At 67.7% G+C, this 24768-nt stretch carries 23 protein-coding genes and 1 pseudogene; 5 read left to right on the forward strand and 19 right to left on the reverse strand.

The annotated features are described in order from the left end of the window. Window positions 1-827: 827 nt before the first annotated feature. Window positions 828-1355: a TNT antitoxin family protein gene (locus NF20_RS26130; RefSeq protein WP_075362269.1), complete on the reverse strand. Its 528-nt coding sequence runs from the start codon at window positions 1353-1355 to the stop codon at window positions 828-830. Further along, the gene (locus NF20_RS26135) at window positions 1352-1588 is read right to left on the reverse strand and encodes a glycohydrolase toxin TNT-related protein (protein ID WP_269199412.1); all 237 of its coding nucleotides are present in this window, start codon (window positions 1586-1588) and stop codon (window positions 1352-1354) included. Before NF20_RS26135 ends, NF20_RS26130 begins: the two co-directional genes overlap by 4 nt. 9 nt (window positions 1589-1597) lie before the next feature. Here NF20_RS26135 and NF20_RS28905 point away from each other — a divergent pair. Beyond that, window positions 1598-1908, forward strand: a pseudogene (locus NF20_RS28905) (PPOX class F420-dependent enzyme); the annotation flags it as partial. Here the strand turns inward: NF20_RS28905 and NF20_RS27120 are convergent. The 4 genes from NF20_RS27120 to NF20_RS07445 form a co-directional block, all read right to left on the reverse strand. After that, on the reverse strand, window positions 1889-2458 hold the full coding sequence (locus tag NF20_RS27120; protein WP_132160240.1) for a hypothetical protein: 570 nt from the start codon (window positions 2456-2458) through the stop codon (window positions 1889-1891). The pseudogene NF20_RS28905 and the gene NF20_RS27120 overlap by 20 nt on opposite strands. A gap of 33 nt (window positions 2459-2491) precedes the next feature. After that, window positions 2492-3283, reverse strand: a complete 792-nt coding sequence (locus tag NF20_RS28065) for a TNT domain-containing protein (RefSeq protein WP_224113116.1) — start codon at window positions 3281-3283, stop codon at window positions 2492-2494. 472 nt (window positions 3284-3755) lie between these two features. Then, window positions 3756-5513: a hypothetical protein gene (locus NF20_RS28070; protein WP_255343441.1), complete on the reverse strand. Its 1758-nt coding sequence runs from the start codon at window positions 5511-5513 to the stop codon at window positions 3756-3758. 105 nt (window positions 5514-5618) lie between these two features. Further along, window positions 5619-6746, reverse strand: a complete 1128-nt coding sequence (locus NF20_RS07445; RefSeq protein ID WP_023861519.1) for a M24 family metallopeptidase — start codon at window positions 6744-6746, stop codon at window positions 5619-5621. 117 nt (window positions 6747-6863) lie between these two features. On the opposite strand from NF20_RS07445, the gene NF20_RS07450 reads away from it, so the two are divergent. Then, complete coding sequence (locus tag NF20_RS07450) at window positions 6864-7820, forward strand: 5'-3' exonuclease (protein ID WP_023869097.1); 957 nt, start codon at window positions 6864-6866, stop codon at window positions 7818-7820. 4 nt (window positions 7821-7824) lie between these two features. Here NF20_RS07450 and NF20_RS07455 read toward each other — a convergent pair whose 3' ends face one another. The 11 genes from NF20_RS07455 to dop all read right to left on the reverse strand — a co-directional run bounded on the left by NF20_RS07455 (window position 7825) and on the right by dop (window position 19907). Continuing rightward, window positions 7825-8586, reverse strand: coding sequence for a DUF4333 domain-containing protein (locus NF20_RS07455; protein WP_033712597.1), 762 nt, complete (start codon window positions 8584-8586; stop codon window positions 7825-7827). 65 nt (window positions 8587-8651) lie between these two features. Next, window positions 8652-11459 carry a DEAD/DEAH box helicase gene (locus NF20_RS07460; RefSeq protein ID WP_023861516.1) on the reverse strand — a complete coding sequence of 936 codons (2808 nt, stop codon included), beginning with the start codon at window positions 11457-11459 and terminating at the stop codon, window positions 8652-8654. Beyond that, a complete protein-coding gene (gene tatC, locus NF20_RS07465) occupies window positions 11449-12405 on the reverse strand; it encodes a twin-arginine translocase subunit TatC (protein WP_009976637.1) in 957 nt (318 codons plus the stop codon). The genes NF20_RS07460 and tatC overlap by 11 nt, the downstream gene beginning before the upstream one ends. A gap of 54 nt (window positions 12406-12459) precedes the next feature. Further along, a complete protein-coding gene (gene tatA / locus NF20_RS07470) occupies window positions 12460-12741 on the reverse strand; it encodes a Sec-independent protein translocase subunit TatA (protein ID WP_033712766.1) in 282 nt (93 codons plus the stop codon). A gap of 99 nt (window positions 12742-12840) precedes the next feature. Then, complete coding sequence (locus tag NF20_RS07475; protein WP_023861515.1) at window positions 12841-13809, reverse strand: helix-turn-helix transcriptional regulator; 969 nt, start codon at window positions 13807-13809, stop codon at window positions 12841-12843. After that, window positions 13806-14855: a helix-turn-helix transcriptional regulator gene (locus NF20_RS07480; RefSeq protein ID WP_033712768.1), complete on the reverse strand. Its 1050-nt coding sequence runs from the start codon at window positions 14853-14855 to the stop codon at window positions 13806-13808. The genes NF20_RS07475 and NF20_RS07480 overlap by 4 nt, the downstream gene beginning before the upstream one ends. Before the next feature lie 55 nt (window positions 14856-14910). After that, complete coding sequence (pafA, locus tag NF20_RS07485) at window positions 14911-16269, reverse strand: Pup--protein ligase (protein WP_003878078.1); 1359 nt, start codon at window positions 16267-16269, stop codon at window positions 14911-14913. 127 nt (window positions 16270-16396) lie between these two features. Continuing rightward, on the reverse strand, window positions 16397-17167 hold the full coding sequence (prcA, locus tag NF20_RS07490; RefSeq protein ID WP_003878079.1) for a proteasome subunit alpha: 771 nt from the start codon (window positions 17165-17167) through the stop codon (window positions 16397-16399). Then, window positions 17164-18075: a proteasome subunit beta gene (gene prcB, locus NF20_RS07495; RefSeq protein WP_033712769.1), complete on the reverse strand. Its 912-nt coding sequence runs from the start codon at window positions 18073-18075 to the stop codon at window positions 17164-17166. Before prcB ends, prcA begins: the two co-directional genes overlap by 4 nt. Next, window positions 18072-18266: a ubiquitin-like protein Pup gene (locus NF20_RS07500; protein ID WP_003872163.1), complete on the reverse strand. Its 195-nt coding sequence runs from the start codon at window positions 18264-18266 to the stop codon at window positions 18072-18074. Before NF20_RS07500 ends, prcB begins: the two co-directional genes overlap by 4 nt. 132 nt (window positions 18267-18398) lie before the next feature. Further along, entirely contained in the window at window positions 18399-19907 is a 1509-nt protein-coding gene (dop, locus tag NF20_RS07505) for a pup deamidase/depupylase (RefSeq protein ID WP_023861514.1), read from the reverse strand. Between the two features lie 150 nt (window positions 19908-20057). On the opposite strand from dop, the gene NF20_RS07510 reads away from it, so the two are divergent. After that, window positions 20058-20702, forward strand: a complete 645-nt coding sequence (locus tag NF20_RS07510) for a hypothetical protein (RefSeq protein WP_033712770.1) — start codon at window positions 20058-20060, stop codon at window positions 20700-20702. 121 nt (window positions 20703-20823) lie between these two features. Here NF20_RS07510 and arc read toward each other — a convergent pair whose 3' ends face one another. Beyond that, on the reverse strand, window positions 20824-22653 hold the full coding sequence (gene arc, locus NF20_RS07515) for a proteasome ATPase (RefSeq protein ID WP_003872166.1): 1830 nt from the start codon (window positions 22651-22653) through the stop codon (window positions 20824-20826). Between the two features lie 318 nt (window positions 22654-22971). Here arc and NF20_RS07520 point away from each other — a divergent pair, with 318 nt between their 5' ends. Both NF20_RS07520 and NF20_RS07525 read left to right on the forward strand, forming a co-directional pair. After that, entirely contained in the window at window positions 22972-23586 is a 615-nt protein-coding gene (locus tag NF20_RS07520) for a hypothetical protein (protein ID WP_033712771.1), read from the forward strand. 8 nt (window positions 23587-23594) lie between these two features. Further along, window positions 23595-23894 (forward strand): DUF503 domain-containing protein, encoded by a 300-nt coding sequence (locus NF20_RS07525; protein WP_003872168.1) that lies wholly within the window; start codon window positions 23595-23597, stop codon window positions 23892-23894. Window positions 23895-23907: 13 nt separating this feature from the next. On the opposite strand, the gene trmI is transcribed toward NF20_RS07525, so the two are convergent. Then, window positions 23908-24753 carry a tRNA (adenine(58)-N(1))-methyltransferase TrmI gene (gene trmI, locus NF20_RS07530; RefSeq protein ID WP_019733401.1) on the reverse strand — a complete coding sequence of 282 codons (846 nt, stop codon included), beginning with the start codon at window positions 24751-24753 and terminating at the stop codon, window positions 23908-23910. Window positions 24754-24768 lie beyond the last annotated feature (15 nt).

The following is a 24768-nucleotide window of genomic DNA, read 5'->3' on the forward strand; positions in this document are numbered from 1 at the left end:
CAGCGGTGTCGCCAATCGCTACGACTATAGCGGTATTGATGACGGATGGGTCCACGCCTCCCCCGGTATTGTTGTTGCTGCAGGGCGCTGTAGAAACAGGTCCTTGTTTTCTCGTCTGGCGGGTTTCAGCGAACCCGACCGCCGAATCATGGAATCGCAGTCTCATCGGCGTTGATTGCTGCGAGCACTTAGCACTTTTTGATCGGGCAGCACCATGGTTGGCGAGTGTCCAAAAGCAATCGCACGTCGAGGTTGACTCTGCATCTATTCCTCTCCGCGACGGGGATCATACTCTGTACACGATATGTCGTCCCAAAACTTTGGTGAAATCTCTGTCGGCCGATCTTCATCGGCAACGGCATCTACCTTCTGCTGAAACTCATCAAGGACTTGCCGTGCACGCGCAAGCTTCTCTTCACTTGGTGGAGGTGCACCCGCCTCCTCTCGAGTTAAAAAGATCTTTCCCGCAATCTCCCGCACGGTTCTACCTCCTCGGGGCGTTGATCTGGCTTAGCCGTGAGTCTTCAACCATGTCGATAATAGTTCGACCCGTTCGCGGATCAACCGTCTTCCGCAACACCAGAAATCGTGTATGCGCCGGAAATAGAATCTCTTGCTCGGCGGAAACATCACGACCGGTAAACGAATGGGGCCGCCCATCTCTAGTACTTGAACCAGGTGTCAGAGTGTAATCAGTTAGCTTCGCCCATTGCTCAAGACGCTGAGAAATGGTTATGCCGCCACTCATTGCAATACACTACGTCGCATCTGATACCTCTGCGAACACTCACCCAACGCATGTGCTAGCTGCGTCTCAACGCTCGAAGTTACGGCTGAGCGTTCTCCCAGATGCAGAACAGGGGCTTACCATCGGGTGCCTGGAATGAAGTCTTTATATCCTCAATCGTTGCGTCTAAATAATGTGACAGTGTGACTAACCGATCAAGCGCTGCGACCGCGATATAGCTACCCGATCGATCTCTTAGAACATGACGTTCACGCCCCGCAAACAACTGCTTCTCTATGCAGTAGCCTGCACGCAATTCATGGCGTTCAAACGGCGCTTTGAGCATCGGAAGATCATTGCGCCGCACTGACCCACCGAACAGCCCATAGAGATACCTCTCAGTGACGCCCATCCACCTTCCCGCAAAGTTAAAGTTTTCGGGACCCATTCGATCAGAAGAATTTACTGTATACCAATTATCTGCAAAGTCGATAAAATATCGACTTTCGCCGCCCGGATTCCAGATAATGGTACGCCCGTCGTTCGTCTCCGAGCCTTGAACAGTATCTAAGCCGGCCAGACGAATCCAGGCTTGCAAGTCGGACGTGAGATCCACACCCTTCGTCACTTTCGTAATACGCCAATCAGCGTCAGTTCCTCGACGGGCCGGGGAACGCCAGTATCGTCCAATATGCGAACTTGAATTGAGCCACCGGGCTGACCCACCCCTGGCGCCACCTCCGACACTTCAATGCTCCAATCCTCTGGCAGCACGCCAAAGGCATACGCGTTGTATGGATCGCGGAGGGAATTCACGTGCAGGGCACGCTCCTCCCAGGAGGCAGGTTCACCATCTTCCATTACGGCGAGGTACTGGCCATTCGTTTTGCCGATCCGATCGACGGAGTTACCGTAGTCCCGTCAGTAGGAGTTCGCATCTGTAACGCCGATCGCGGCGGGCCGGCCGTGCTCAGTCAGGTCGACGGGGCGCTGGAGGGCCGGTCCAACGTGAACAGCGATGTTAACCCGGTGCGCGACGCCGAGCTGCGCTACGCCGAGCGCTACCGCGCGCCGCGGCCCAACCCGCGACGGGTCGTCATCGAGGTTCAGATCGAGCGGGTGCTCGGGTCATCGGATCTGTCGCACCGGGGCGTAACGTCGTCAATTCATTTCAGACTTGAGTCGCGAGACGACGTTGTCCGGGAATCCTTCGAGAAGTGATGCGTTCAGCTCGTCGTAAGAAAGTGGCAGGATGTGACTATACGGCGTATCGCCCCGCGTCATAATGAAGTACGACTGCGGATCACTCCGGAGCACATACTTGACAATTCGATCACTTTCAATTTGCGCGTCGACTCTTGGATCAAGGCCTTCATCATCCCATTTCCAGCTTAAAGGGTCCAGTCTGCAATTAATTCGCAGAGACTCTGCCACTTCATAGATCAAGAATTTGCCCGCATCCCGAATCCGTGAGAAAGTGCCTTGAAGCGATTCGATAGGAACCGCACTGCGTTCAGTCGATACCCTAGATACTGCGTAATCGCCGCCAGCGCTTGCAAGTACATATCCCCACCAGTCAGGGTGAGGAAAGCCGACGCGAAAGAATAAGCGACCGTCGTCCCATGCCGCTTCGTCCGGAGGCGCCTGGCCTGCCCAAATATATATGTGCCGCCAAGTGTCATACTGAGCGACCAACTCGGCAACATCGGGGTCATCTTTTTCTAAAGCCACCGTTTAACTCCCTCGGTATCGATCGCCAGTTTATCATTTCGGCGGCGTTATCTCTCTGAGAAGTCGTCTACGGATCAACTCGTCGACAGGAACGGGCCGGTTTGTTGCTCTGTCGAGGACGATCCATTGGTCGCCGCCTCCAGGTTGTCCGAATGCTTCTTTTGCCGGCCCATGCTGAACGACCCAATCCTTGCCCGCGGGGATTTCGCGGCCGGTTCCCTCGAATACATGGTATTGGGCGGCCAATCCGGGCGGTGTAGCACGCTCTGCCAGCGGAACGCCTTCGGGTGACAGGAAGCCTCCTCCATTTGGGCCTATCCGATCGAAATGGAGACCAGCTGGAATATGGTTGCTTTCTATGGGATTTCCCGCGAATCCGTTTTCAGGTGCCTGAGCTTCCCAGTCCCAACCTCTTTCCCCGTTCGAAGTCTCGATCGTGAATTCTCGATTGAAGTCGTCGACACTGCGACCAGCTAACGGTTCATAACCCTCGAGAATGCTGGACGGAACACCACCGTCAGCCAAACGCTGAAGTTCAGCCCCGGGATGCTCCAGCACACGCAAGGCATCTGATGGCGGCAATGGATAGTCGACACCGGCAACCTTGGCCGGTGTCGACTGGCCGTCATCGCCGGCCGGCCCGTCATCGATTTCACCCGCCGCGCCATCATCACCATTGCCCGGAGTGCCATCAGGATGTGAATCCTCGTCCGGTGGACCGCCATCACCACTTGGCTTGCCGCCGTGCGGTGGCTCGCCCGGCGGGTGCCCGCCCGGAGGGCCACTCTCGCCAGGACCGTGCGCGCCGCCGTTGGGCGCTGGCACTTCTGAGGGTCGCCCGCCCGGGGACTCGAAGTGCGGAGCCGCTGATGAAGCCGACGACGGTGAATGCGCGCCGACAGACGCAGCCTCACCGGACGATCCACCGGCCGACACGGGCACCTGTGACGGCGTGTGGTCGAACAGCTGAGGAGTAGCCGACGGCAGGCCGTCGCCCGCGGCAGCCTGCACAGACGCGAGACGCGACCCGGCGGCCGGAACCGATGCTGGCTCATGCGGACCACCCGTCGGCTCAGCGACCGGGTCGTGCACGCCGCCGGCAGGCACGGATACCGGCTCACGCGGCTCCTCCGCCGGAACCGATGCGGGCTCGTGCGGAGCGCCGGACGGCACCGACACCGGATCGCCCGGGCCGCCCGAAGCAGCAGGGGCCGGCGCGGGCGCGGGCTCAGCCACCGGATCATGCGGACCACCAGAGCCACCGAAAGGAGCGGCCGGCGCTGGCGCGGGCGCCGGATCATGCACACCACCCGAGCCACCAGGACCGTCCGGCGAAGCCGCGGGGGCTGGCGCGGGCGCGGGATCGTGAGGGCCGACGGGGCCACCCGGCGGCGCAGCTGGAGCGGGCGACGAACTCGGACCGTGCGGGCCAGCGCCCGAATCGCCTGCCGGGCCGGGAGAAGCCGGGGACGTTGTCACGGGCGGCGAGCCCCGCTGCGCACCCGGCGTGCCATCCGGCGGACGCGGCGCTGACTCGACCGGCGCCTCGACCGGCTTGCCACCGGGCCCCAAACCCACCGGAGTGCCACCCGTCGGAGGCTTGATCTCGGGCAAGTCCTTGGTGACGCCCTCGAGGTTTTTCGGCAGATCGGCGGTTGACTTGGCGATGTCTGTCAGCGCGCCCCGGGCGCCGGCGATCCGCCGACCCGCCCGGCCGCGCCGCGGCATCCGCCTCGGCCTCGGCGCCGCGGGCGGCCGCGCCGGCGCCGTCCGCTGCCGCGCCGGCCTCACCGAGACCGGGCGCGACGAGCGTGGCCGCATCGAACGCGACTTCACCGGCTCCCAACCCCGGCCGGTCTCGGGTCCAATCGTCCGCGTGCACAAGGCCTTTCAGCTCCTGCAGCCGTGCTTGCGCGAATTCCTGGGGATTGACGGCGGCGTTGACAAAGCTTTCCTTCCACGCGTTCTTGACCAGACCACCCCAGGTCGCGCCCGCACCCTCGGGATCGAGGGCGATCCAATGCGGGCTCAGATCCACAAGGCCCAACCCCATGCCGACCGCACCCTTGACAACGCCCTCCTGGACGTTGATCCCGAAGTCGAGCGCGGTCGCCACCGGATTACCGACGTCTTCTCCCAAAAACGTGATCAGTCCGCGACGCGCATACTTCTGGCAGGTGACGATCTCGCGATCGGCCGCTTGCATGAGCAGCCTGATCTCCTGCTCGAAGGCCCGGGCTTCCCGCCCGAGATGCTGCAGCACGGCGTTGACGTCCCGGGCGATCTTTTCGATCTCGTCCCACGCGTCGCCGTCGATGATGAGCATGATGTCGTGACCGATGTCGCCGAGCGCTTCGATCCGATGCAGCAGATCCCGGATCGCCTGTTGCGCGTGGCCGACCCGGTCCGCGAATTCGTCGACGGTGCGGCCCAGGGCGTCACACTGCTGACCGATAGCCGCTGCGGCAGCGCCTATTTCGGCCAGAGCGTGATCAATTCTCTCGCCTTCGGGAATCTGTTGGCTGTCGAACAGCGCCTTGGACGCGTTGAGAGTTCCCTGCACCCCGTTCATCGCCGCGGCGAAACCGTGCCAACGGGATGCGGCCGCATGCAGGCCCGCCACGTCGCCGTCGGGCCACACCTCGGAAACGAGCGCCTGTATGACCGCCCACAGCAACGGCGGCGGCTCTCCCTTACCCCAGGTCCCCGGAGGCCCGGGCGCGGCAAGGTCAGCGGGCGCGGACGGCGCCGGCAAAACGCCGCTTCCCCCGCCGAGCGTCGAGGCCGCTTCGGCCGCCGAATAATTCGACGCGCCTTGCTGGATCAGGGCCCCGCACTTCCGGCACGCGTTAACGACGGCGGCCGCCGCCTTCAATAACGTCTCGGCCGAGTCCTGATAGCCCAGGCCGAACACCTCGCCGGCACGGTCAACACCCGTGTGGGCCGAAACGCCGGCCGTCAAGATCGTCAGGTTCGCCGCCAACGAATCGCCGATGGCCGCCACGGCGCTGCCGGCGGCATACATCGCCTCCGGATCAACCGCCAAGGGAGCCACGTGCGGAATTTTCGCTCAAGCCCGCCCGTCGCCGCTACTCACCCAATGATCGCTCCGCCAAGCTAACCGCGGCGGCTCAACACCACAAGTCGTTCATGCACAGCGCTACGACACCGGCACCACGATCAGTTCGTGCGGCCGGTTGTTGACAGCCAGGGCGCCGTCGTCCGTCACGACCACGATGTCCTCGATGCGAGCGCCCCACCGTCCCGGGAAATAGATGCCCGGCTCGATGGAGAAGGCCATGCCCGCGGCGAGCGGCAGGTCGTTTCCCGCAACGATGTAAGGCTCTTCGTGCACCGACAGCCCGATGCCGTGCCCCGCGCGGTGCACGAAATACTCCGCGAGTCCCGCGGCGGCCAGCACGTCACGGGCGGCAGCATCGACCTGCTCGGCCGTCACACCGGGCCGGACCGCATCACAGGCCGCCCGCTGAGCGCGCTGCAGAATCGAATACTGTTGGGCCACTTCGTGACTCGGCTCCCCGATGCTGTAAGTTCGGGTCGAATCCGAATGATAGCCCGGCTCGTAGGAGCCCCCGATGTCGACGACGACGATGTCGCCCACCTGCAGCTCGCGATCCGAATACCCGTGGTGCGGGTCGGCGCCGTGCGGGCCGGAGCCGACGATGATGAAGGCCACCTCCGAATGCCCTTCGGCCACAATGGCTTCAGCGATATCGGCCGCCACGTCAGCCTCGGTGCGGCCCGGTACCAGAAACGACGGCACCCGGGCGTGCACCCGGTCGATGGCCGCGCCGGCCTTCCGCAGCGCGTCGACCTCGCACTCTTCCTTGACCATCCGCAGGCCGCGCAACACGTCGGTGGCCAGCACCGGCAGCACGCCGAGCACGCCGGCCAGCGGCAGCAGATGCAGCGCCGGCATGGAGTCGGTGACGGCGGTCGCGGCCGGCGCCCCGCCCAACGCCGCGGCCACCAGCTCGTAGGGGTTCTCACCGTCGACCCAATCCCGCACCGGCAGACCGAGTTCGGCGATCGCCGACCCCTTCAGCGAGGCCACCTCCAGCCGCGGCACCACGACGGTCGGCTCACCGGAGGCGGGCAACACCAGGGCGGTGAACCGCTCCAAGGTCTGCGCCCGCGACCCGACCAGGTAACGCAGGTCATATCCCGGCGTGATCACCAGGCCGACCAGCCCGGCGGCGGCGGTCGCCGAGGCGGCGGCCGCCAGCCGGCGCGCATACACGTCCGCATCAAAACGGTGGGATTCCATGGCAGCCAGGCTAACCTGCGCGCCGACCGTGGACTTGTTGCGCCATTTCGCGAGAACGGGCCGCAACAACTCGACGCTCGACGGCCTGGCAACACGCGGCGTGACAAGATAACCGGCATGCGATCGCCACTGGTGCTGCTCGACGGCGCCAGCATGTGGTTCCGCTCCTATTTCGGGGTGCCGTCCTCGATCACCGCCCCTGACGGCCGGCCGGTGAACGCGGTGCGCGGATTCCTCGATTCGCTCGCCGTGGTGATCACCCAGCAACGGCCCAGCCGTCTCGTCGTCTGCCTTGACCTGGACTGGCGCCCGCAATTCCGGGTGGACCTGGTCCCGTCCTACAAGGCCCACCGGGTGGCCGAGGCGGAGCCGGCGGGCGAGCCGGATGTCGAGGAGGTGCCGGACGATCTGACACCCCAGATCGACATGATCGCCGAACTCCTTGAGGCGTACGGGATCCCGACGGCCGGGGCCGAGGGATTCGAGGCCGACGACGTGCTGGGCACCTTGGCGGCCCGCGAGCGCGACGACCCGGTGGTAGTGGTCAGCGGCGACCGCGACCTGCTGCAGGTGGTGTCCGACGATCCCGTGCCGGTGCGGGTGCTCTACCTCGGCCGCGGCCTGAGCAAAGCCACCCTGTTCGGCCCCGTCGAGGTGGCCGAACACTACGGCGTACCGGTGGACCGGGCCGGGCCGGCCTACGCCGAACTCGCGCTGCTGCGCGGTGACCCCTCCGACGGCCTGCCGGGCGTGCCGGGCGTCGGCGAGAAGACCGCCGCGACCCTGCTGGCCCAGCACGGTTCGCTGCACCGGGTCCTGGCCGCCGCCCACGACCCGAAATCGAGGATGGCCAAGGGCCTGCGGGCCAAGCTGCTGGGGGCGCTCGACTACATCGAGGCGGCGGGCCCGGTGGTGCGGGTAGCCACCGATGCGCCCGTCAAGCTGTCGACGCCCAGCGACGCAGTGCCGCTGGTCGCCGCCGATCCGCAACGCACCGCCGAGCTGGCCACCGAACTCGGCGTCGGCTCGTCGATCGCCCGACTGCAGAAAGCGCTCGACGCGCTGCCCGGCTAACCGGTCACTGGGGGCGGCCGACCTCGTAGGTACCCTTGTTGTCCTGGAAGGTCACCGTCACGTGCTTGGGCGCGCCGTCGATGCTGACGTCACAGTCGAACGTGGCGCCCTTCTTGACCGTCGGGTTCTGGCCGTGGTTGCACTTGACGTCCTTGACGTTCTTCGCTCCGTAGCCGTTGGTCTCGTCGGACAGCACCTGCTGAACCCCGGCCTGCGCCTTGTTGACGTCCAGCTTGGTGGTGACGAAGAACCCGGGCTGCCAGAAACCCAGCACCAGCACGACGGCGATGAGCAACAACGCGATCCCGCCGGCCACCCCGGCGATCAGCCCGACGGGGCGCTTCTTGCCGGGCTGCTCATAAGGCTGGTACTGCTGCGGGTACTGACCCGGTTGGCCGTATTGCCCGTACTGGCCCGGCTGCGGATACTGGCCCGGCTGTGGATACTGGCCGGGCTGCGGGTACTGACCCGGCTGGGCGTACTGCCCGGGCTGGCCGTATTGGCCGGGCTGGCCGTATTGACCGTACTGCCCGGGCTGGGCGTAGCCCTGCTGTTGCGGGTACGGCTGCGGATAGGCCTGCTCGCCCGGCTGCTGATACTGCGGGTACTCGGCCGGCGGCGTGTAGGCCGGGGCCTGCCAGGACGCCTCCTGGGTGGCGTGGTCCTGCCAGGTCGGCGCCACCTGGGTCGGGTCTGACGAGTGGTCGCTACCTTGACCTTGACCGGGCGGTTGCCACTGCTGGTCCGATCCCTGCGGTCCGCTCATCTTTCTCCTCAGCCCCTTGTATCTCGGCATGAACTTTCGGCGCTTAACGGTAGCTCCGGCCTAGCCTACCCGGCGTCAACTGCGACGACGCCGCGCCGAATGTCGTTGATCGCCCGCTTGGCGGTAGCCCGCAGCTCGGTGTCCGGGGCGGCGTTGCGCACCTGGTCGAGCAGGTCGAGCACCTGGCGGCACCAGCGCACGAAGTCCCCGGCCAGCAGCGGGGAGCCGGCACCTCCGGGGTCGGCGGCGGCCAGCGCCGCGGCCAGGTCCGCGGTCCGCGCCCAGCGGTAGATGACGGTGACGAAGCCGTCGTCGGGCTCGCGGCTCGGGGCGATCCGGTGCGTCTGCTCGTCGGCGCGCAGTGCCGACGACAGCCTCGACGTCTGCAGCAAAGCCTGCCGCAACGGCTGCGTCGGCGCCTCGGCCGCGAACGCGGCACCCGGGCCTTCGCCGCCCCGGCTCTCATAGAGCACCGACGACACGACCGCCGCCAGCTCGGCCGGCTTCAGCCCCGACCAGGCGCCGGTGCGCAGGCATTCGGCGACCAGCAGGTCGCTCTCGCTGTAGATGCGGGCCAGCAACCGGCCGTCGTCGGTGACCCGGGGATCTCCGTCGCGGCGTTCGATGAAGCCACGCTCGGTGAGCAGCCCGACGATCCGGTCGAAGGTCCGGGCCAGCGAATTGGTAGCCGTGGCAACCTTTTTCTCCAGTTGCGCGTTGTCGCGTTCGATCCGCAGGTAACGCTCGGCCTGCCGGACCTGCGCCTCGAGGCCCGGCGTGTGGTGCGACGGATGCCGGCGCAGCTGTTCGCGCAGCGACGCCAGCTCCGGGTCGTGGAACCCCTCGTCGGAGTCCCCGCGGCGGCGCTTGGCCGGAATGCTCAGCCCGGCGGCCGCCGACCGCAGCGCCGACGCCAGGTCACGCCGGACCCGCGGTTGGCGGTGCTCGACCCGCTTCGGCAACGGCATCGAACCGACCGGTGCCGAGTTGCCCGAATAGTCGGCCGAGGAAATCCGTCCAGCCCAACGGTTTTCGGTCAGCACCAACGGTCGCGGATCGGAGCTGTCGCGGGCCGATTCCAGGACCACCGCCAGCCCGCCGCGGCGGCCGTGGGCGATGTTGATGATGTCGCCGCGGCGCAGCGCGGCCAGCGCATCGCTGGCCGCCTGGCGTCGGTGCAGCCGCGACGCACGGGATTGCGCGCGTTCCATCTCCGAGATCCGGGCCCGCATCCGCGCGTACTCCAGAATCGGCGCCTTGGGCCCACCCAGCTCGGCGGCGATCTCGTCGAGCATCGCCTGGCCCCGCTCGATGCCCCGCACCAGGCCGACCACCGAGCGGTCGGCCTGGTACTGCGCAAAGGACTGCTCCAGCAGCCGATGCGCCTGCTCGGGGCCCATCTGCTGGACCAGGTTGATCGTCATGTTGTAGGACGGGGCGAACGAGCTGCGCAGCGGGAAGGTGCGGGTGGAGGCCAGCCCGGCCACCGCGGACGGCTCGGTGGTTTCCTCGGTGGGATTCCACAGCACCACCGCGTGGCCCTCGACATCGATGCCGCGCCGCCCGGCGCGGCCGGTCAACTGGGTGTACTCCCCCGGTGTCAGCGCCACGTGCTGCTCGCCGTTGAACTTGACCAGCCGTTCGAGCACCACCGTGCGGGCCGGCATGTTGATGCCGAGCGCCAGCGTCTCGGTGGCGAACACCGCCTTGACCAGGCCCGCGGTGAACAACTCCTCGACCGTGTGCCGGAAGGCGGGCAGCATGCCGGCGTGGTGGGCGGCCAAACCGCGCAGCAGCCCCTCGCGCCACTCGTAGTAGCCGAGCACCGCCAGGTCGGCGTCGGCGAGATCGCCGCACCGGTGCTCGATCACCTCGGCGATCTGGACCCGCTCCTCCTGAGTGGTCAGCTGCAGCGGCGAACGCAGGCATTGCTGGACGGCGGCGTCACAACCGGCCCGGGAGAACACGAAGGTGATCGCCGGCAGCAGCCCTTCGGCGTCCAGGGTGGCGATCACGTCCGGGCGCCCCGGGGTCCGGTAGAAGCGCGGCCGTCCGGCCCGGGCGGGTGGACGGCCGCGTCCGGCGCCGCGGCGCGGTTGCCAATCCGAGAGCCGATCGGCTTCGCGGCGATGCGCGATGTGGCGCAACAGATCCGGGTTGACCCGCGGCTCGCGGCCCGCGCCCGGCTGCCCGGGTGCTTCGGAGTTGCGGTAGTCGAACAGGTCGAACAGTCGCTTGCCCACCAGCACGTGCTGCCACAGCGGCACCGGCCGGTGCTCGTCGACCACCACCGTGGTGTCACCGCGCACGGTCTGGATCCAGCCGCCGAACTCCTCGGCGTTGCTGACCGTCGCCGACAGGCTGACCACCCGCACCTCGTCGGGCAGGTGCAGGATGACCTCCTCCCACACCGGGCCCCGCATCCGGTCGGCCAGGAAATGCACCTCGTCCATCACCACATACGAAAGCCCTTGCAGCGCAGGTGAATCCGCGTACAGCATGTTGCGCAGCACCTCGGTCGTCATCACCACGACGGGCGCATCCGCGTTCACCGACATGTCCCCGGTGAGCAGGCCGATGCGGTCGCGGCCGTAGCGGGCGGTCAGATCGGTGTGCTTCTGGTTGCTCAGCGCCTTTAGCGGCGTGGTGTAGAAGCATTTGCCGCCGGCCGCCAGCGCCAGGTGCACCGCGAATTCGCCGACCACGGTCTTACCGGCCCCGGTCGGCGCGCAGACCAGCACGCCGTGTCCGCGTTCCAGCGCCGCGCAGGCCCGCCGCTGAAAGCCGTCGAGCGCAAAGGGCAGTTCGGAGCTGAACCGGGTGAGCTCGACCAGTTCGGTCGCGGCGTCGGGTGCCGACGGGTCAGGTGACATCGTCATGCTGGCCGGCCGACAGCGACGGCTCCGGTATGGCCGTGGGCGGTTCGATGACCGAGGCTTGGTCGTCGGGAATCACGGCCTGGGCTTCGCGTTTGGCCTTGCGCTTGTCGTGCAGCCGGGCGATCTGGATGGCGAACTCGAGCAGCACCGACAACGCCACGCCCAGCGCCGTCATCGAAAAGGGATCGGAGCCGGGCGTGAAGATCGCGGCGAACACGAACATCGCGAAGATCAGCCCGCGCCGCCACGCCTTGAGCCGCGGGTAGGTCAGCACGCCGATGGTGTTGAGCATGACGATCAGCAGCGGGAATTCGAAACTCACCCCGAAAACGATCAGCAGGTTGATCAGGAAGCCGAAATACCGGTCCCCCGACAGGGCGGTCACCTGCACGTCGCTGCCGACCGTCAGCAAAAAGCCCAGCGCCTTGGACAGCACGAAGTAGGCCAGCACCGCGCCGGCCACGAACAGCGCCACGGCCGGGATCACGAACGCGATCGCGAAGCGGCGCTCCTTCTGGTACAGCCCGGGCGTGATGAACGCCCACAACTGGTAGAACCACACCGGACAGGCCAGCACCACCCCGGCCGTCAGCCCCACCTTGAGCCGCAGCATGAACTGGTCGAACGGCGCCGTGGCCAGCAGCCGGCATTGCCCGTTGGCGCTGATCTCCGCCCGCGCCGACTGCGGAAGCGCGCAGTAGGGATGGCGCAGCCACTCGCCGAGGCTTTCCAGCCCGAAGATCGAATGCGAGTACCAGAAGAACCCGAAGATGGTGGTCAGCGCGATTGCGGCCAGGGAGATCAGCAGCCGGGTGCGCAGCTCGGTCAGGTGGTCGACCAGCGACATGGTCGCGTCCGGATTGGTGCGGCTGCGTCTGTTGCGCGGATTGAGACGCTTCAGCAGGCCGGATGTGCGCGCTGAAACCTTGAATGCTTTCACGATGCTCGGTCGGAGCTGGTCAGGGGCGCTCGGGCACCGCGACGGGACGTCGGGCTACGACGCCGGGCGTGCTTCGCTGTGCCCCTGCTCGCTGGGCGCCGGAGGGTCGACGCGCTGCGACTGCACGGGCGTGGGGTTGGCCGCGGAGGACTCGCTCTGCGCACCCCGCGCCGACGTTTCCGTCTTGTTCTCGCTCTGCATCTCGCGCAGTTCGGACTTGAAGATCCGCATCGACTTGCCCAACGAACGCGCCGCGTCGGGGAGCTTCTTGGCACCGAACAGCAAGATCACCACGACCGCGAGGATCGCCCAGTGCCACGGACTAAGACTGCCCACTTTGATTACCTCCAGACGTTCACCCGATGCTACCGCAGTGACGTGAACTGGCGGTGGGCCCGCGCCGCGCCGGCGCCGGGCGGGACGGCCCGGATTTTCTCAGCTCAGGGCCTCATACGCCGCGAGGGCGGCCGCCGCGGCCTCGCGCACCCGCTGCGCCAGCGAGTGCGGCGCCAGCACCTGCACGCCGGATCCCAGGCCCAGCACCAGCCGCGTCATCCAATCTTCGGAGGCGTAGGTCATCACCGCCTCGCAGGAGCCGTCGGGCAGCTCGCGCACGTCGCGCATCGGGTAGTACTCGAACATCCAGGACGCGTGCGGCGCCACCCGCAGCGTGGCCGACGGCAGCGACGGGTCCCCGTCGAACAGCGAGGTGTCGGGCGGCGCGTGCAGCACCGGTTCCGGTGGCGCGGCCGGCTCGTCGAGCTCGCTGGCCTCCACGATCCGGTCGAAGCGGAACAGCCGGACTCCCTCGGCCTCCCGGGACCAGGCCTCCAGGTAGCTGTGCCCGCCGATCAGCAGCACCCGGATGGGGTCGACGACCCGGCTGGTCAGCGTGTCGCGCGAGGCGGAGTAGTAATCGATGGCCAGCGCGTGTCGGGACTGCACGGCCGCGCGCACCGCGGCGGCGGCCCGGCTCTCCGCGGGAGCGGGTTCGTCGACGGCGGTCGCCGCCTGGGTGGTGTCGTGCCCGACGGCTCCGGCGGCGCCCTCGATCTTGGCGATCGCGCTGCGCGCCGCTTCGGGGTCGACGACGCCGGGGATGTCGGCCAGCGCCCGCAACGCCACCAGCAGGCCGGTGGCCTCCGGCGAGGTGAGCCGCAGCGGGCGGTCGATGCCGGCGGAGAAGGTCACCTCGATGGTGTCGCCGGAGAACTCGAAGTCGATGAGGTCGCCCGGGAAATAGCCGGGCAGACCGCACATCCAGAGCTGGTTGAGGTCCTCCTCGAGCTGCTTGGCCGACACCCCGAGGTCGGCGGCGGCCTTGGCCCGGGTGACCCGCGGGTTGGCCTGGAAATACGGGACCATGTTCAGCAGCCGGACCAGACGGGTGGAGATGGGCGTCATGCCGACACTCCCCCGCGGCCGCCGGGCCGGCCGGCGCCGACGGCATCGGCACCGGCATGCGCGCGCAGCCGGGCCAGCACGTCGTCGCGCAGCGACGGCGGCTCGAGCACCACCGCGTCGCCGCCGTAACCGGCGATGTCGCGGGCGAGCTGGTCGGTGCCGCGGATGTCCAGCTCGATCACCTCGCCGTCGCGGCCGCCCAGTTGCCGGGTGCCGACGGGCCGCCCGGCCCGGCGCAGCGCGGTCGCCCGCCCGTCGGCCACCCACACCCGGGCCTGCCCGCCGGCCGGCGTCGCGGACACGTCGGTGACGGTCTGGGCGACGATCCTGCGCAGGTCGACGCCGTCCGGCACGGTGACCGCGCCGGGCGGGCCGATCGGGGTGACGCCCGGTCCGATCCGGGACAGCCGGAAGGTGCGGGTGGCGTCGCGGTCGCGGTCGTGGCCCACCAAATACCAGCGGCCCTTCTGGGTGACCACGCCCCAGGGCTCGACGGTGCGCGTGGCGTACGGCTCGGCCCGCGACGGCCGGTGCGGAAACTGCACGGCCTGACGGGAGTCGATGGCGGACAACAGGATTCCGAGCACTTCTTCCGAGCCGCGCAATCCGGGCACTCCGGCCGGGGAGGCGATGGCGACCGGCGCCCCGTCATCCAGGGGGTCGACGTCAACGCCGGCCGCGCGCAGCTTGAGCAGCGCGCCCTGGGTCGCGGTGATCAGTTCGGGCGACTCCCACAGCTGGGTGGCCACCGCCACCGCCGCCGCCTCGTCCGGGGTCAGGTCGACCGGCGCGAGCGCATAGGCGTCGCGGTTGATGCGGTAGCCCTCGGTGGGGTCCATCGGCGAGACCCGCCCCACCTCCAGCGGGATGCCCAGGTCACGCAGCTCGTTCTTGTCCCGCTCGAACATGCGGGAGAACGCCTCGGCGCTGGCGCTCTCCGAGTAACCCGCCACGCTCGACCTGATCTTTTCTGCCGTGATGTAGCCGCGGGTGGACAGCAGGGCAATGACCAGATTCACCAGCCGTTCGACTTTTGACGTCGCCATCGGCACCAGGTTATTCGATGGTCAGCACCCGGCGCTTGCACCGACGCACGCGTCGCTACATGCTCGCGATCAGCCGCTTGACCCGCTCGTCGACGGCCCGGAACGGGTCCTTGCACAGCACGGTCCGCTGCGCCTGGTCGTTGAGCTTGAGGTGCACCCAGTCAACGGTGAAGTCGCGGCCGGCGGCCTGGGCGGCGCTGATGAACTCGCCGCGCAGCCGCGCCCGGGTGGTCTGCGGCGGCGTGTCGACCGCCTCGGCGATGTCCTCGTCGGTGGTGACCCGGGCGGCGAGCCCCTTGCGCTGCAGCAGATCGAAGACGCCGCGGCCGCGCTTGATGTCGTGGTAGGCCAGGTCCAGCTGGGCGATCTTCGGGTCGGACAGCTCCATGTTGTAGCGGTCCTGGTAGCGCTGGAACAGCTTGCGCTTGATCACCCAGTCGATCTCGGTGTCCACCTTGGCGAAGTCCTGGCTTTCGACCGCGTCGAGTTGGCGGCCCCACAGGTCGACGATCTGTTCGATCTGGGCGTTGGGCTCCCGGGTCTGCAGGTGTTCGACGGCGCGGCTGTAGTACTCGCGCTGGATGTCCAGCGCGCTGGCCTGACGCCCCCCGGCCAGCCGGACCGGCCGCCGGCCGGTGATGTCGTGGCTGACCTCGCGGATCGCACGGATCGGGTTGTCCAGCGAGAAGTCCCGGAACGGGACGCCGGCCTCGATCATCTCCAGCACCAGCGCCGCGGTGCCCACCTTGAGCATGGTGGTGGTTTCGCACATGTTGGAGTCGCCGACGATGACGTGCAGCCGCCGGTATTTCTCGGCGTCGGCGTGCGGCTCGTCGCGGGTGTTGATGATCGGGCGGCTGCGGGTGGTGGCGCTGGAGACGCCCTCCCAAATGTGCTCGGCGCGTTGGGAAAGGCAGAACGTCGCGGCCTTCGGCGTCTGCAGCACCTTGCCGGCCCCGCAGATCAGCTGGCGGGTGACCAGGAACGGCAGCAGTACATCGGAGATCCGGGAGAACTCGCCGGCCCGCACGATCAGGTAGTTCTCGTGGCAGCCGTAGGAGTTGCCCGCCGAGTCGGTGTTGTTCTTGAACAGGTAGATGTCGCCGCCGATGCCCTCGTCGGCCAGCCGCTGCTCGGCATCGACGAGCAGGTCCTCGAGCACCCATTCCCCGGCGCGGTCGTGGGTGACCAGCTGCACCAGGTTGTCGCATTCGGCGGTGGCGTACTCGGGGTGGCTGCCCACGTCGAGGTAGAGCCGGGCCCCGTTCCGCAGGAAGACGTTGGAGCTGCGGCCCCAGGACACGACGCGGCGGAACAGGTAGCGGGCCACCTCGTCCGGGCTGAGCCGGCGATGCCCATGGAATGTGCACGTGACCCCGAACTCGGTCTCGATGCCCATGATTCGCCGCTGCACGTAATCGAGCGTACTGGTTGTCCGACCGCGGCGGTGGGCAAGCCGCGCCTATCGGTGTGACGAAGTTTCCGGGCGCGGTTTCCGGCGGCGGTGTCGGGCGGCGTTTTCGGGTGCGGGCGAAGGGGCGCTAGTCGGAGGAGCCGCCGTTGAGCTCCGGCGCGTCGCCGTTGCCGTCCGAACCGTTCGAGTCGAGTTCGCGCAGCAAATTCTCCAGCGTGGGCCGGTTGATCCGGCGGAACGCCCGGCGGGGCCGGTTGACATCCAGGATGGCGACTTCCAGGCTGCCCACGTCCAGGGCGGACTGGTCGCCGTTGGAGGATTCGCTGCCGGCCCGCAACGCCCGCACCGCGATGCGGGTGGCCTCGCGCAGGTTGGCGTTCTCGGCGTAGGAGTCCTTGAGCGCGGTGGTGATCGGCTCGGTGGTGCCGCCCATGACCACGAAATGCGGCTCGTCGGCGATCGACCCGTCATAGGTGATCCGGTACAGCTCAGGCGGTTTCGTCTCGCCGTAGTGCGCGACCTCGGCGACGCACAGTTCCACCTCGTAGGGCTTGGCCTGCTCGGTGAAGATGGTGCCCAGCGTCTGCGCGTACACGTTGGCCAGTTGCCGCCCGGTCACGTCGCGGCGGTCGTAGGCGTAACCGCGGGTGTCGGCGAATTGGATGCCGCCGCGGCGCAGATTGTCGAATTCGTTGAACTTGCCCGCCGCGGCGAAGCCCACCCGGTCGTAGAGTTCGCTGATCTTCTGCAACGACCGCGACGGGTTCTCGGCGACGAAGAGCACACCCCCGGCGTAGACCAGCGCGACCACGCTCTTACCCCGGGCGATGCCCTTGCGCGCGAGCTCGCTGCGCTCGCGCATCGCCTGCTCGGGCGAGATGAAATACGGGAAGCTCACTTGTCACCACCCGCGGCGTCGGGGCCGAAAGTGTCTGCGCGCGAACGGCTTTGGATCACCTCGCGGGCCAGCTCGGCGATGCGGCTCTCCGGCACCTCGAGCGCACCCTCGGCGCCGATGGTGACCGCGGTGGGATAGATGCCGCGGACCAGATCCGGTCCGCCGGTCGCGGAGTCGTCGTCGGCGGCGTCGTAGAGCGCCTCGATCGCGACGCGCACCGCGGAGTCGGCGTCGACGACCTGTGAGTACAACTTCTTCATCGACGACTTGGCGAAGATCGAGCCCGACCCCACCGACTGGTAGCCCTCCTCTTCCAGGTTCCACCCGCCGGCGGCGTCGAACGACACGATGCGGCCGGCGCCTTCCGGGTCCGGCGCGTCGATGTCGTAGCCGGCCAGCAGCGGCAACGCCACCAGTCCCTGCATCGCGGCGGCGAGGTTTCCGCGCACCATGATGGCCAGCCGGTTGACCTTGCCGGCAAACGTGAGCGGCACGCCTTCGAGCTTCTCGTAGTGCTCGAGTTCCACGGCATACAGCCGGGCGAACTCCACGGCGATGGCGGCGGTGCCGGCGATGCCGGTGGCGGTGTAGTCATCGGTGATGTACACCTTCTTGACGTCGCGCCCGGCGATCATGTTTCCCTGCGTCGAACGCCGGTCGCCCGCGAGCACCACGCCGCCGGGGTATTTCAGCGCGACGATGGTGGTCCCGTGCGGCAGCTGACCCGTGCCGCCGCTCGACGAAGCCGGGCCGGACTGCGCCCCGCCGAGGGCCGCCGGCAGCAACTCCGGCGCCTGGCGGCGCAGGAAGTCGGCGAATGACGACAGATCTACGGCGGGTTGTCCGGAGAATGCGGGGCCCGGAAGTGCGGAATCGGTGGACAGGCGATCAGGGAACTGCCAGGTCACTGGCCGCCCTTTTGGACGTATGCCCGGACGAAGTCCTCCGCGTTCTCCTCCAGAACGTCGTCGATTTCGTCCAGCAGATCGTCGGTGTCCTCGGCCAGCTTCTCCCGGCGCTCTTGGCCCGCGGCCGTGCTGCTGGCGAAGTCGTCCTCGTCGTCGCCGCCACCGCCACGCTTGGTCTGCTCCTGAGCCATCGCCGCCTCCTGCTTCGTCTGGGCCTGTTGAGTGGCTTGTCCCAATTATCGAGTTCGATTGCCAAGCCACGCTGCCCGTTGGTCTTCTCTACCCTACCGGTCAACTCCGACGTTGCCCGCCTGAACCGGCGTCTAGCTGGTGAGTTGTTCGACCAGCTCGGCGGCGCTATCCACCGAGTCCAATAACGCTCCGACATGCGCCTTGCTGCCGCGCAGCGGCTCCAGCGTCGGAATGCGGACCAGCGAATCGCCGCCCAGGTCGAAAATCACCGAATCCCAGCTGGCCGCGGCGATGTCGGCGCCGAACCGGCGCAGGCATTCGCCCCGGAAGTAGGCGCGGGTGTCGGTGGGCGGATTGTCCACCGCTTCGAGCACCTGGTGTTCGGACACCAGCCGTTTCATCGAGCCGCGCGCCACCAGCCGGTTGTAGAGGCCCTTGTCCAGCCGGACGTCGGAGTACTGCAGGTCGACCAGGTGCAGCCGCGGCGCCGACCAGCTCAGGTTCTCCCGCTGGCGGAATCCTTCGAGCAGGCGCAGCTTGGCGGGCCAGTCCAGCAGCTCGGCGCATTCCATCGGGTCGCGCTCCAGCTGGTCGAGCACGTGCGCCCAGGTCTGAACGATGTCGGCCGCCCGCGGATCAGGGTCGCGGCTGTCGACCAGCTTGGCCACCCGGTCGAGGTAAACCCGTTGCAGCGCAAGCCCGGTCATCTCGCGGCCGTCGGCCAGCGCCACGGCGGTGCGCAGCGACGGGTCGCGGCTGATCGCGTGGACCGCGTGCACCGGCCGCGCCAGGGCCAGGTCGCTGAGGTCGATGCCGTACGCCGGGCCTTCCTCGATCAGGTCGAGCACCAGGGCCGTGGTGCCCAGCTTCAGATAGGTCGACGTCTCGGCCAGGTTGGCGTCGCCGATGATGACGTGCAGCCGCCGGTACCGGTCGGCGTCGGCGTGCGGCTCGTCGCGGGTGTTGATGATGCCGCGTTTGAGCGTGGTCTCCAGGCCGACTTCGACCTCGATGTAGTCCGAGCGCTGGGACAGCTGGAAGCCGGGCTCGTCACCGGAGGGCCCGATGCCGACCCGCCCGGAGCCGGTGACCACCTGACGGGACACGAGGAACGGGGTGAGCCCGGCGATGATCGCGGAAAATGGCGTCTGCCGCGACATCAGATAGTTTTCATGTGCGCCGTAGGAGGCGCCCTTGCCGTCGACGTTGTTCTTGTAGAGCTGAAGTTTGGCGGCGCCGGGCACGCTGGCGACGTGCCGGGCGGCGGCCTCCATCACCCGCTCGCCGGCCTTGTCCCAGATCACCGCGTCGAGCGGGTCAGTGCATTCGGGCGCGGAGTATTCCGGGTGGGCGTGGTCGACGTAGAGCCGCGCCCCGTTGGTGAGGATCATGTTGGCGGCGCCGACCTCGTCGGCGTCCACCACCGGCGGCGGGCCGGCCGAGCGGCTCAGGTCGAAACCGCGGGCGTCGCGCAGCGGCGACTCCACCTCGTAGTCCCAGCGGGTGCGCTTGGCGCGCTGGATGCCCGCTGCGGCCGCGTACGCCAACACCGCCTGCGTCGACGTGAGGATCGGGTTGGCAGTCGGGTCCGATGGCGATGAAATGCCGTATTCGACCTCCGTCCCGATAATCCGTTGCATGACCTAAGCGTAGGCCGGACGACGATGCGCCCCGCGCAGCGGGGCGGGAGGAGCCGGCCCATCAAACCCCGCCGGACGACGATGCGCCCCGCGCAGCGGGGCGGGACGCTGCTTGTTGACGGCACCGACACCAGTGATTAATTTCACCCTGTGTCCGCACCCGGATCCGATGGCGCCGTCGGGAAACATGCCCTGGACCTGGCGGGGAAGCGTTACGGCGAAGTCCTGCTCGTCACTCCGGGTGAGGCGGGCCCGCAGGCAACGGTTTACAACAGCTTTCCGCTCAATGACTGTCCGGCCGAGCTGTGGTCGGCGCTCGACCCGCACGCGATCGCCAAGGAGCACGGGGCGGCCATGGCGTTGCTCAACGGCCCGCGCTACTGGCTGATGAACGGCATCGAGAAGCAGCCGCAAGGCCCCCGGATCACCAAAACCTTCGGCGGCATCGAGATGATCCAGCAGGCCACCGTGCTGTTGTCGTCGATGCATCCCGCGCCCTACAGCCCCAACACGGTCCATCGCCACACCGTCTTCGTCTTCGACGCGGGCCAGGAGATTTACGAGCTGATCGACCCCGAGAACCAGCACTGGGTGATGCAGACCTGGAGCCAGGTGTCCGACCCGACGTTGTCGCGAGCGGATCTACCCGGCCTCGCCGGCCGCCTCGACCTGCCCGCCGGGTGGAGTTACCAACCTCGGGTGCTCACCAGCGAGCTGCGGGTGGACACCACCAGCCGGCCCGCGCGGGTGCTGCAGGACGACCTGACCAACAGCTATTCGCTGGTGACGGCCTGACGGCCTGACGGCGGGCAGGGCCCACGAGCACGAGACTGAAACTACGCACATCCGCCGCGGCGTGTCGTGTGCGTAGTTGCAGTGTCGCGGAAGCGGAGCCGGCAGCCGGCACCCGCGACCGCTACAGGTACTGGCCCAGGTTGGACTCGGTGTCGATGGCCCGCGACGCGCTCGAGCTCTTGCCGGTGACCAGGGTGCGGATGTAGACGATCCGCTCGCCCTTCTTGCCCGAAATCCGCGCCCAGTCATCGGGGTTGGTGGTGTTGGGCAGGTCCTCGTTCTCGGCGAACTCGTCGACGATCGAGTCGAGCAGGTGCTGGATGCGCAGACCCGGCTGGCCGGTCTCCAGCACCGACTTGATCGCGTTCTTCTTCGCGCGGTCGACGACGTTCTGGATCATCGCCCCGGAGTTGAAGTCCTTGAAGTACATGACTTCCTTGTCGCCGTTGGCGTAGGTGACCTCCAGGAACCGGTTGTCGTCGATCTCGGCGTACATCCGCTCGACGACCTTCTCGATCATCGCCTTGATGCAGGCGGTGCGGTCGCCGCCGAACTCGGCCAGGTCGTCGGCATGCAGCGGCAGCTCCTCGGTCAGGTACTTCGAGAAGATGTCTTGCGCCGCTTCGGCATCCGGGCGCTCGATCTTGATCTTCACGTCGAGGCGGCCGGGCCGCAGGATGGCCGGGTCGATCATGTCCTCGCGGTTGGAGGCGCCGATCACGATGACGTTCTCGAGCCCCTCCACGCCGTCGATCTCGGACAGCAGCTGCGGGACCACCGTCGTCTCGACGTCCGAGCTGACCCCGGTGCCGCGGGTGCGGAAGATGGAGTCCATCTCGTCGAAGAACACGATCACCGGCGTGCCCTCGGAGGCCTTCTCGCGGGCGCGCTGGAAGATCAGCCGGATGTGCCGCTCGGTCTCGCCGACGAACTTGTTGAGCAGCTCGGGGCCCTTGATGTTGAGGAAGTACGACTTGGCTTCGCGGGCGTCGTCGCCGCGCACCTCGGCCATCTTCTTGGCCAGCGAGTTCGCCACCGCCTTGGCGATCAACGTCTTACCGCAACCGGGCGGGCCGTAGAGCAGCACGCCTTTGGGTGGCCGCAGCGCGTACTCGCGGTAGAGCTCCTTGTGCAGGAACGGCAGCTCGACGGCGTCACGGATCTGCTCGATCTGGCGGGTCAGGCCACCGATGTCCTCGTAGCTGACGTCGGGGACTTCCTCGAGCACCAGGTCCTCGACCTCGGCCTTGGGGATGCGCTCGAAGGCATAGCCGGCCTTGGTGTCCACCAGCAGCGAGTCGCCGGGCCGCAGCTTGCGCGGCCGGGTGTCGTCGTTGAGGGCGTCCGGGTGACCGTCGGGCAGGTTGTCGGCGACCAGCGGCTCGGCCAGCCACACGATGCGCTCCTCGTCGGCGTGGCCGACCACCAGGGCCCGGTGCCCGTCGGCCAACAGCTCGCGCAGGGTGGAGATCTCGCCGACCGATTCGAAGGTGCCGGCTTCCACCACCGTCAGCGCCTCGTTGAGACGAACCGTTTGGCCCTTGCGCAGCAACGAAACATCGATGTTCGGCGAGCAGGTCAGCCGCATCTTGCGGCCCGAGGTGAACACGTCGACGGTGTCGTCCTCGTGCGTGGCGAGCAGGACGCCGTAGCCGCTGGGCGGCTGCCCGAGCCGGTCGACTTCCTCGCGCAGGGCCAGCAGCTGTTGACGGGCCTCTTTGAGGGTCTCCATCAGCTTCGAGTTCCGGGCCGCAAGGGAGTCGATGCGGGCCTCCAGCTGATGCACGTCACGCGCGGAGCGGGCGCCGCCGTGCGAGCCGACGGCGTGCTCGAGTTGCTCGCGCAGCATCGCCGCCTCGCGACGCAGTTCCTCCAGCTCGGCCTCGTCGCCGCTGGACATGTCTGATTCGCGGGGGGTCCCGAAAGCTTCAGAACGCTCTGAGCTACCCATCTTGCGCTCCTTTCCCACACCGAATTGGCGCGGCGGATACTTCAAAGCTACCGGCGATTGCCGATTGATGTGGGTAGTCAAATACCCACGAAAAGTTAAGATTTTCGTCACGCTGGTAATCTCGGCCACTAATCCTGATGATCGAAAGGGCCGGGAGGAACACCGTGACCGCAAAAAGCCTCGCCACGGGCTCGGCTCCGGTCGCAGCCGTCGGCGCCGGCGCCGCAGGTGTGACTTCGGTTGCACCCATCGGCCCGACCTTAGCGAGTTCCCCGATCCGCGCAGCGGCCAGAGCCGCCTAGCCGGCCGACCGACTGGATGCACCGAGCACTGTCCGTAGCGTTGAGCGCCGCCACCGCGCTGGCGGCGGTCGGACTGGCGGCGTGTTCGACGTCGCACCCGAGAAGCGAGACGTCGGCCGCCTCGTCGCTGCCGCCCGCCACGTCGACTCCGATCGCGCCGCCGGCCACGACTCCCCTGCCGCCCCCCGAAGCCCTCACCGACGTGCTCGGCCGGCTGGCCGACCCGAATGTCCCAGGCGCCAACAAGGTGAGTCTGGTCGAGGGCGCGACGCCGGAGAGCGCGGCCACGCTGGACAAGTTCACCAATGCCTTGCGCGACAACGGCTACCTGCCCATGACCTTCACCGCGAACGACATCGCGTGGTCGGACCAGAACCCGTCGAACGTGAAGGCCAGCATCGCCGTCCACACCAATCAGCCCAACAACGCCAACTTCACCTTCCCCATGGAGTTCACTCCCTTCCAGGGCGGTTGGCAGCTGTCCCGGCACACCGCCGAAACGCTGTTGGCCCTTGGCAAGTCGCCGCAGGCGCCGACGTCTGCGGCTCCCGAGGGCCCGGGGGCCCCGGCACTGCCGGCCGAACCCGCCCCGCCCCCGGAGCCCGCTCCCACCCAAACCCCGCCCGGGTGAGCCGCGGGATGTGGGTCGGCTGGCTCGAGTTCGACGTCTTGCTGGGCGACGTCCGCTCGCTCAAGCAGAAGCGGTCGGTCATCCGTCCCGTCGTCGCGGAGTTGCAGCGCAAGTTCAGCGTCTCGGCTGCCGAGACGGGTTCGCACGACTTGTATCGACGGGCGGGCATCGGCGTCGCCACGGTCTCCGGCGACCGCGGCCATGCCGTCGACGTCCTGGACGCGGCCGAACGGCTGGTGGCCGCGCATCCGGAGTTCGAGCTGCTCTCGGTGCGGCGCTCGCTGGTTCGCAGCGACGACTTGGGCTAGCCGAGCCGTCGGATCAGCCGTCGCGGCCTTCGCGTTTGCGGCCCAACGGCGCCGGCGCGATGACGCCGGGCGCCAGCCGCCGGGTGAAGATCAAAAAGGCGGTGTGCCCGCGCATCGAATGCTGCGGCCGCACCGCGAGACCGACGACGTTCCAACCCCGTTGCAAGGTTTCCCAGGAGCGTGGTTCGGTCCAGCACTGCTGGGCCCGTAACGCCTCGACGGCCCGCGACAGCTGGGTGACCGTGGCCACGTAGATCATCAACACCCCGCCGGGGATCAGCAGCCGCGCGACCGACTCCAGCACCTCCCACGGCGCCAGCATGTCCAGCACGGCGCGGTCGACGGACCGGTCCGGCAGATCCGAGTCGGCGACGTCGTCGACGATCAGTTGCCAGTTGTCCGGTGCCTCGCCCCCGAAGAACACCGACACGTTGCGCTGGGCGTGCTCGGCATGGTCGGCGCGCTGTTCGTAGGAGATCACCCGCCCCTGGGGTCCGACCGCGCGCAGCAGCGAGCAGGTCAGCGCGCCCGAGCCGGCCCCGGCCTCCAGCACCCGCGCCCCCGGGAAGATGTCGCCCTCGTGCACGATCTGGGCGGCGTCCTTGGGGTAGATCACCTGCGGCCCGCGCGGCATCGACATCACGTAGTCGATCAGCAGCGGCCGCATCACCAGGTAGACGGCGCCGTTGCTGGACTTGACCACGCTGCCCTGCTGGAGCCCGATCACCGCGTCGTGGGGGATGGACCCGCGATGGGTGTGGAACTCGGCGCCGGCGGCGAGCACCATCGTGTAGTGCCGACCCTTGGCGTCGGTGAGCTGCACACGCTCGCCCACGGTGAACGGGCCGGTAACGGACACGCGGTCCAGCGTGCC

The sequence above is a fragment of the Mycobacterium sp. MAC_080597_8934 genome (genome assembly GCF_000523975.1).
In the GTDB taxonomy this organism is placed as follows: domain Bacteria; phylum Actinomycetota; class Actinomycetes; order Mycobacteriales; family Mycobacteriaceae; genus Mycobacterium; species Mycobacterium avium.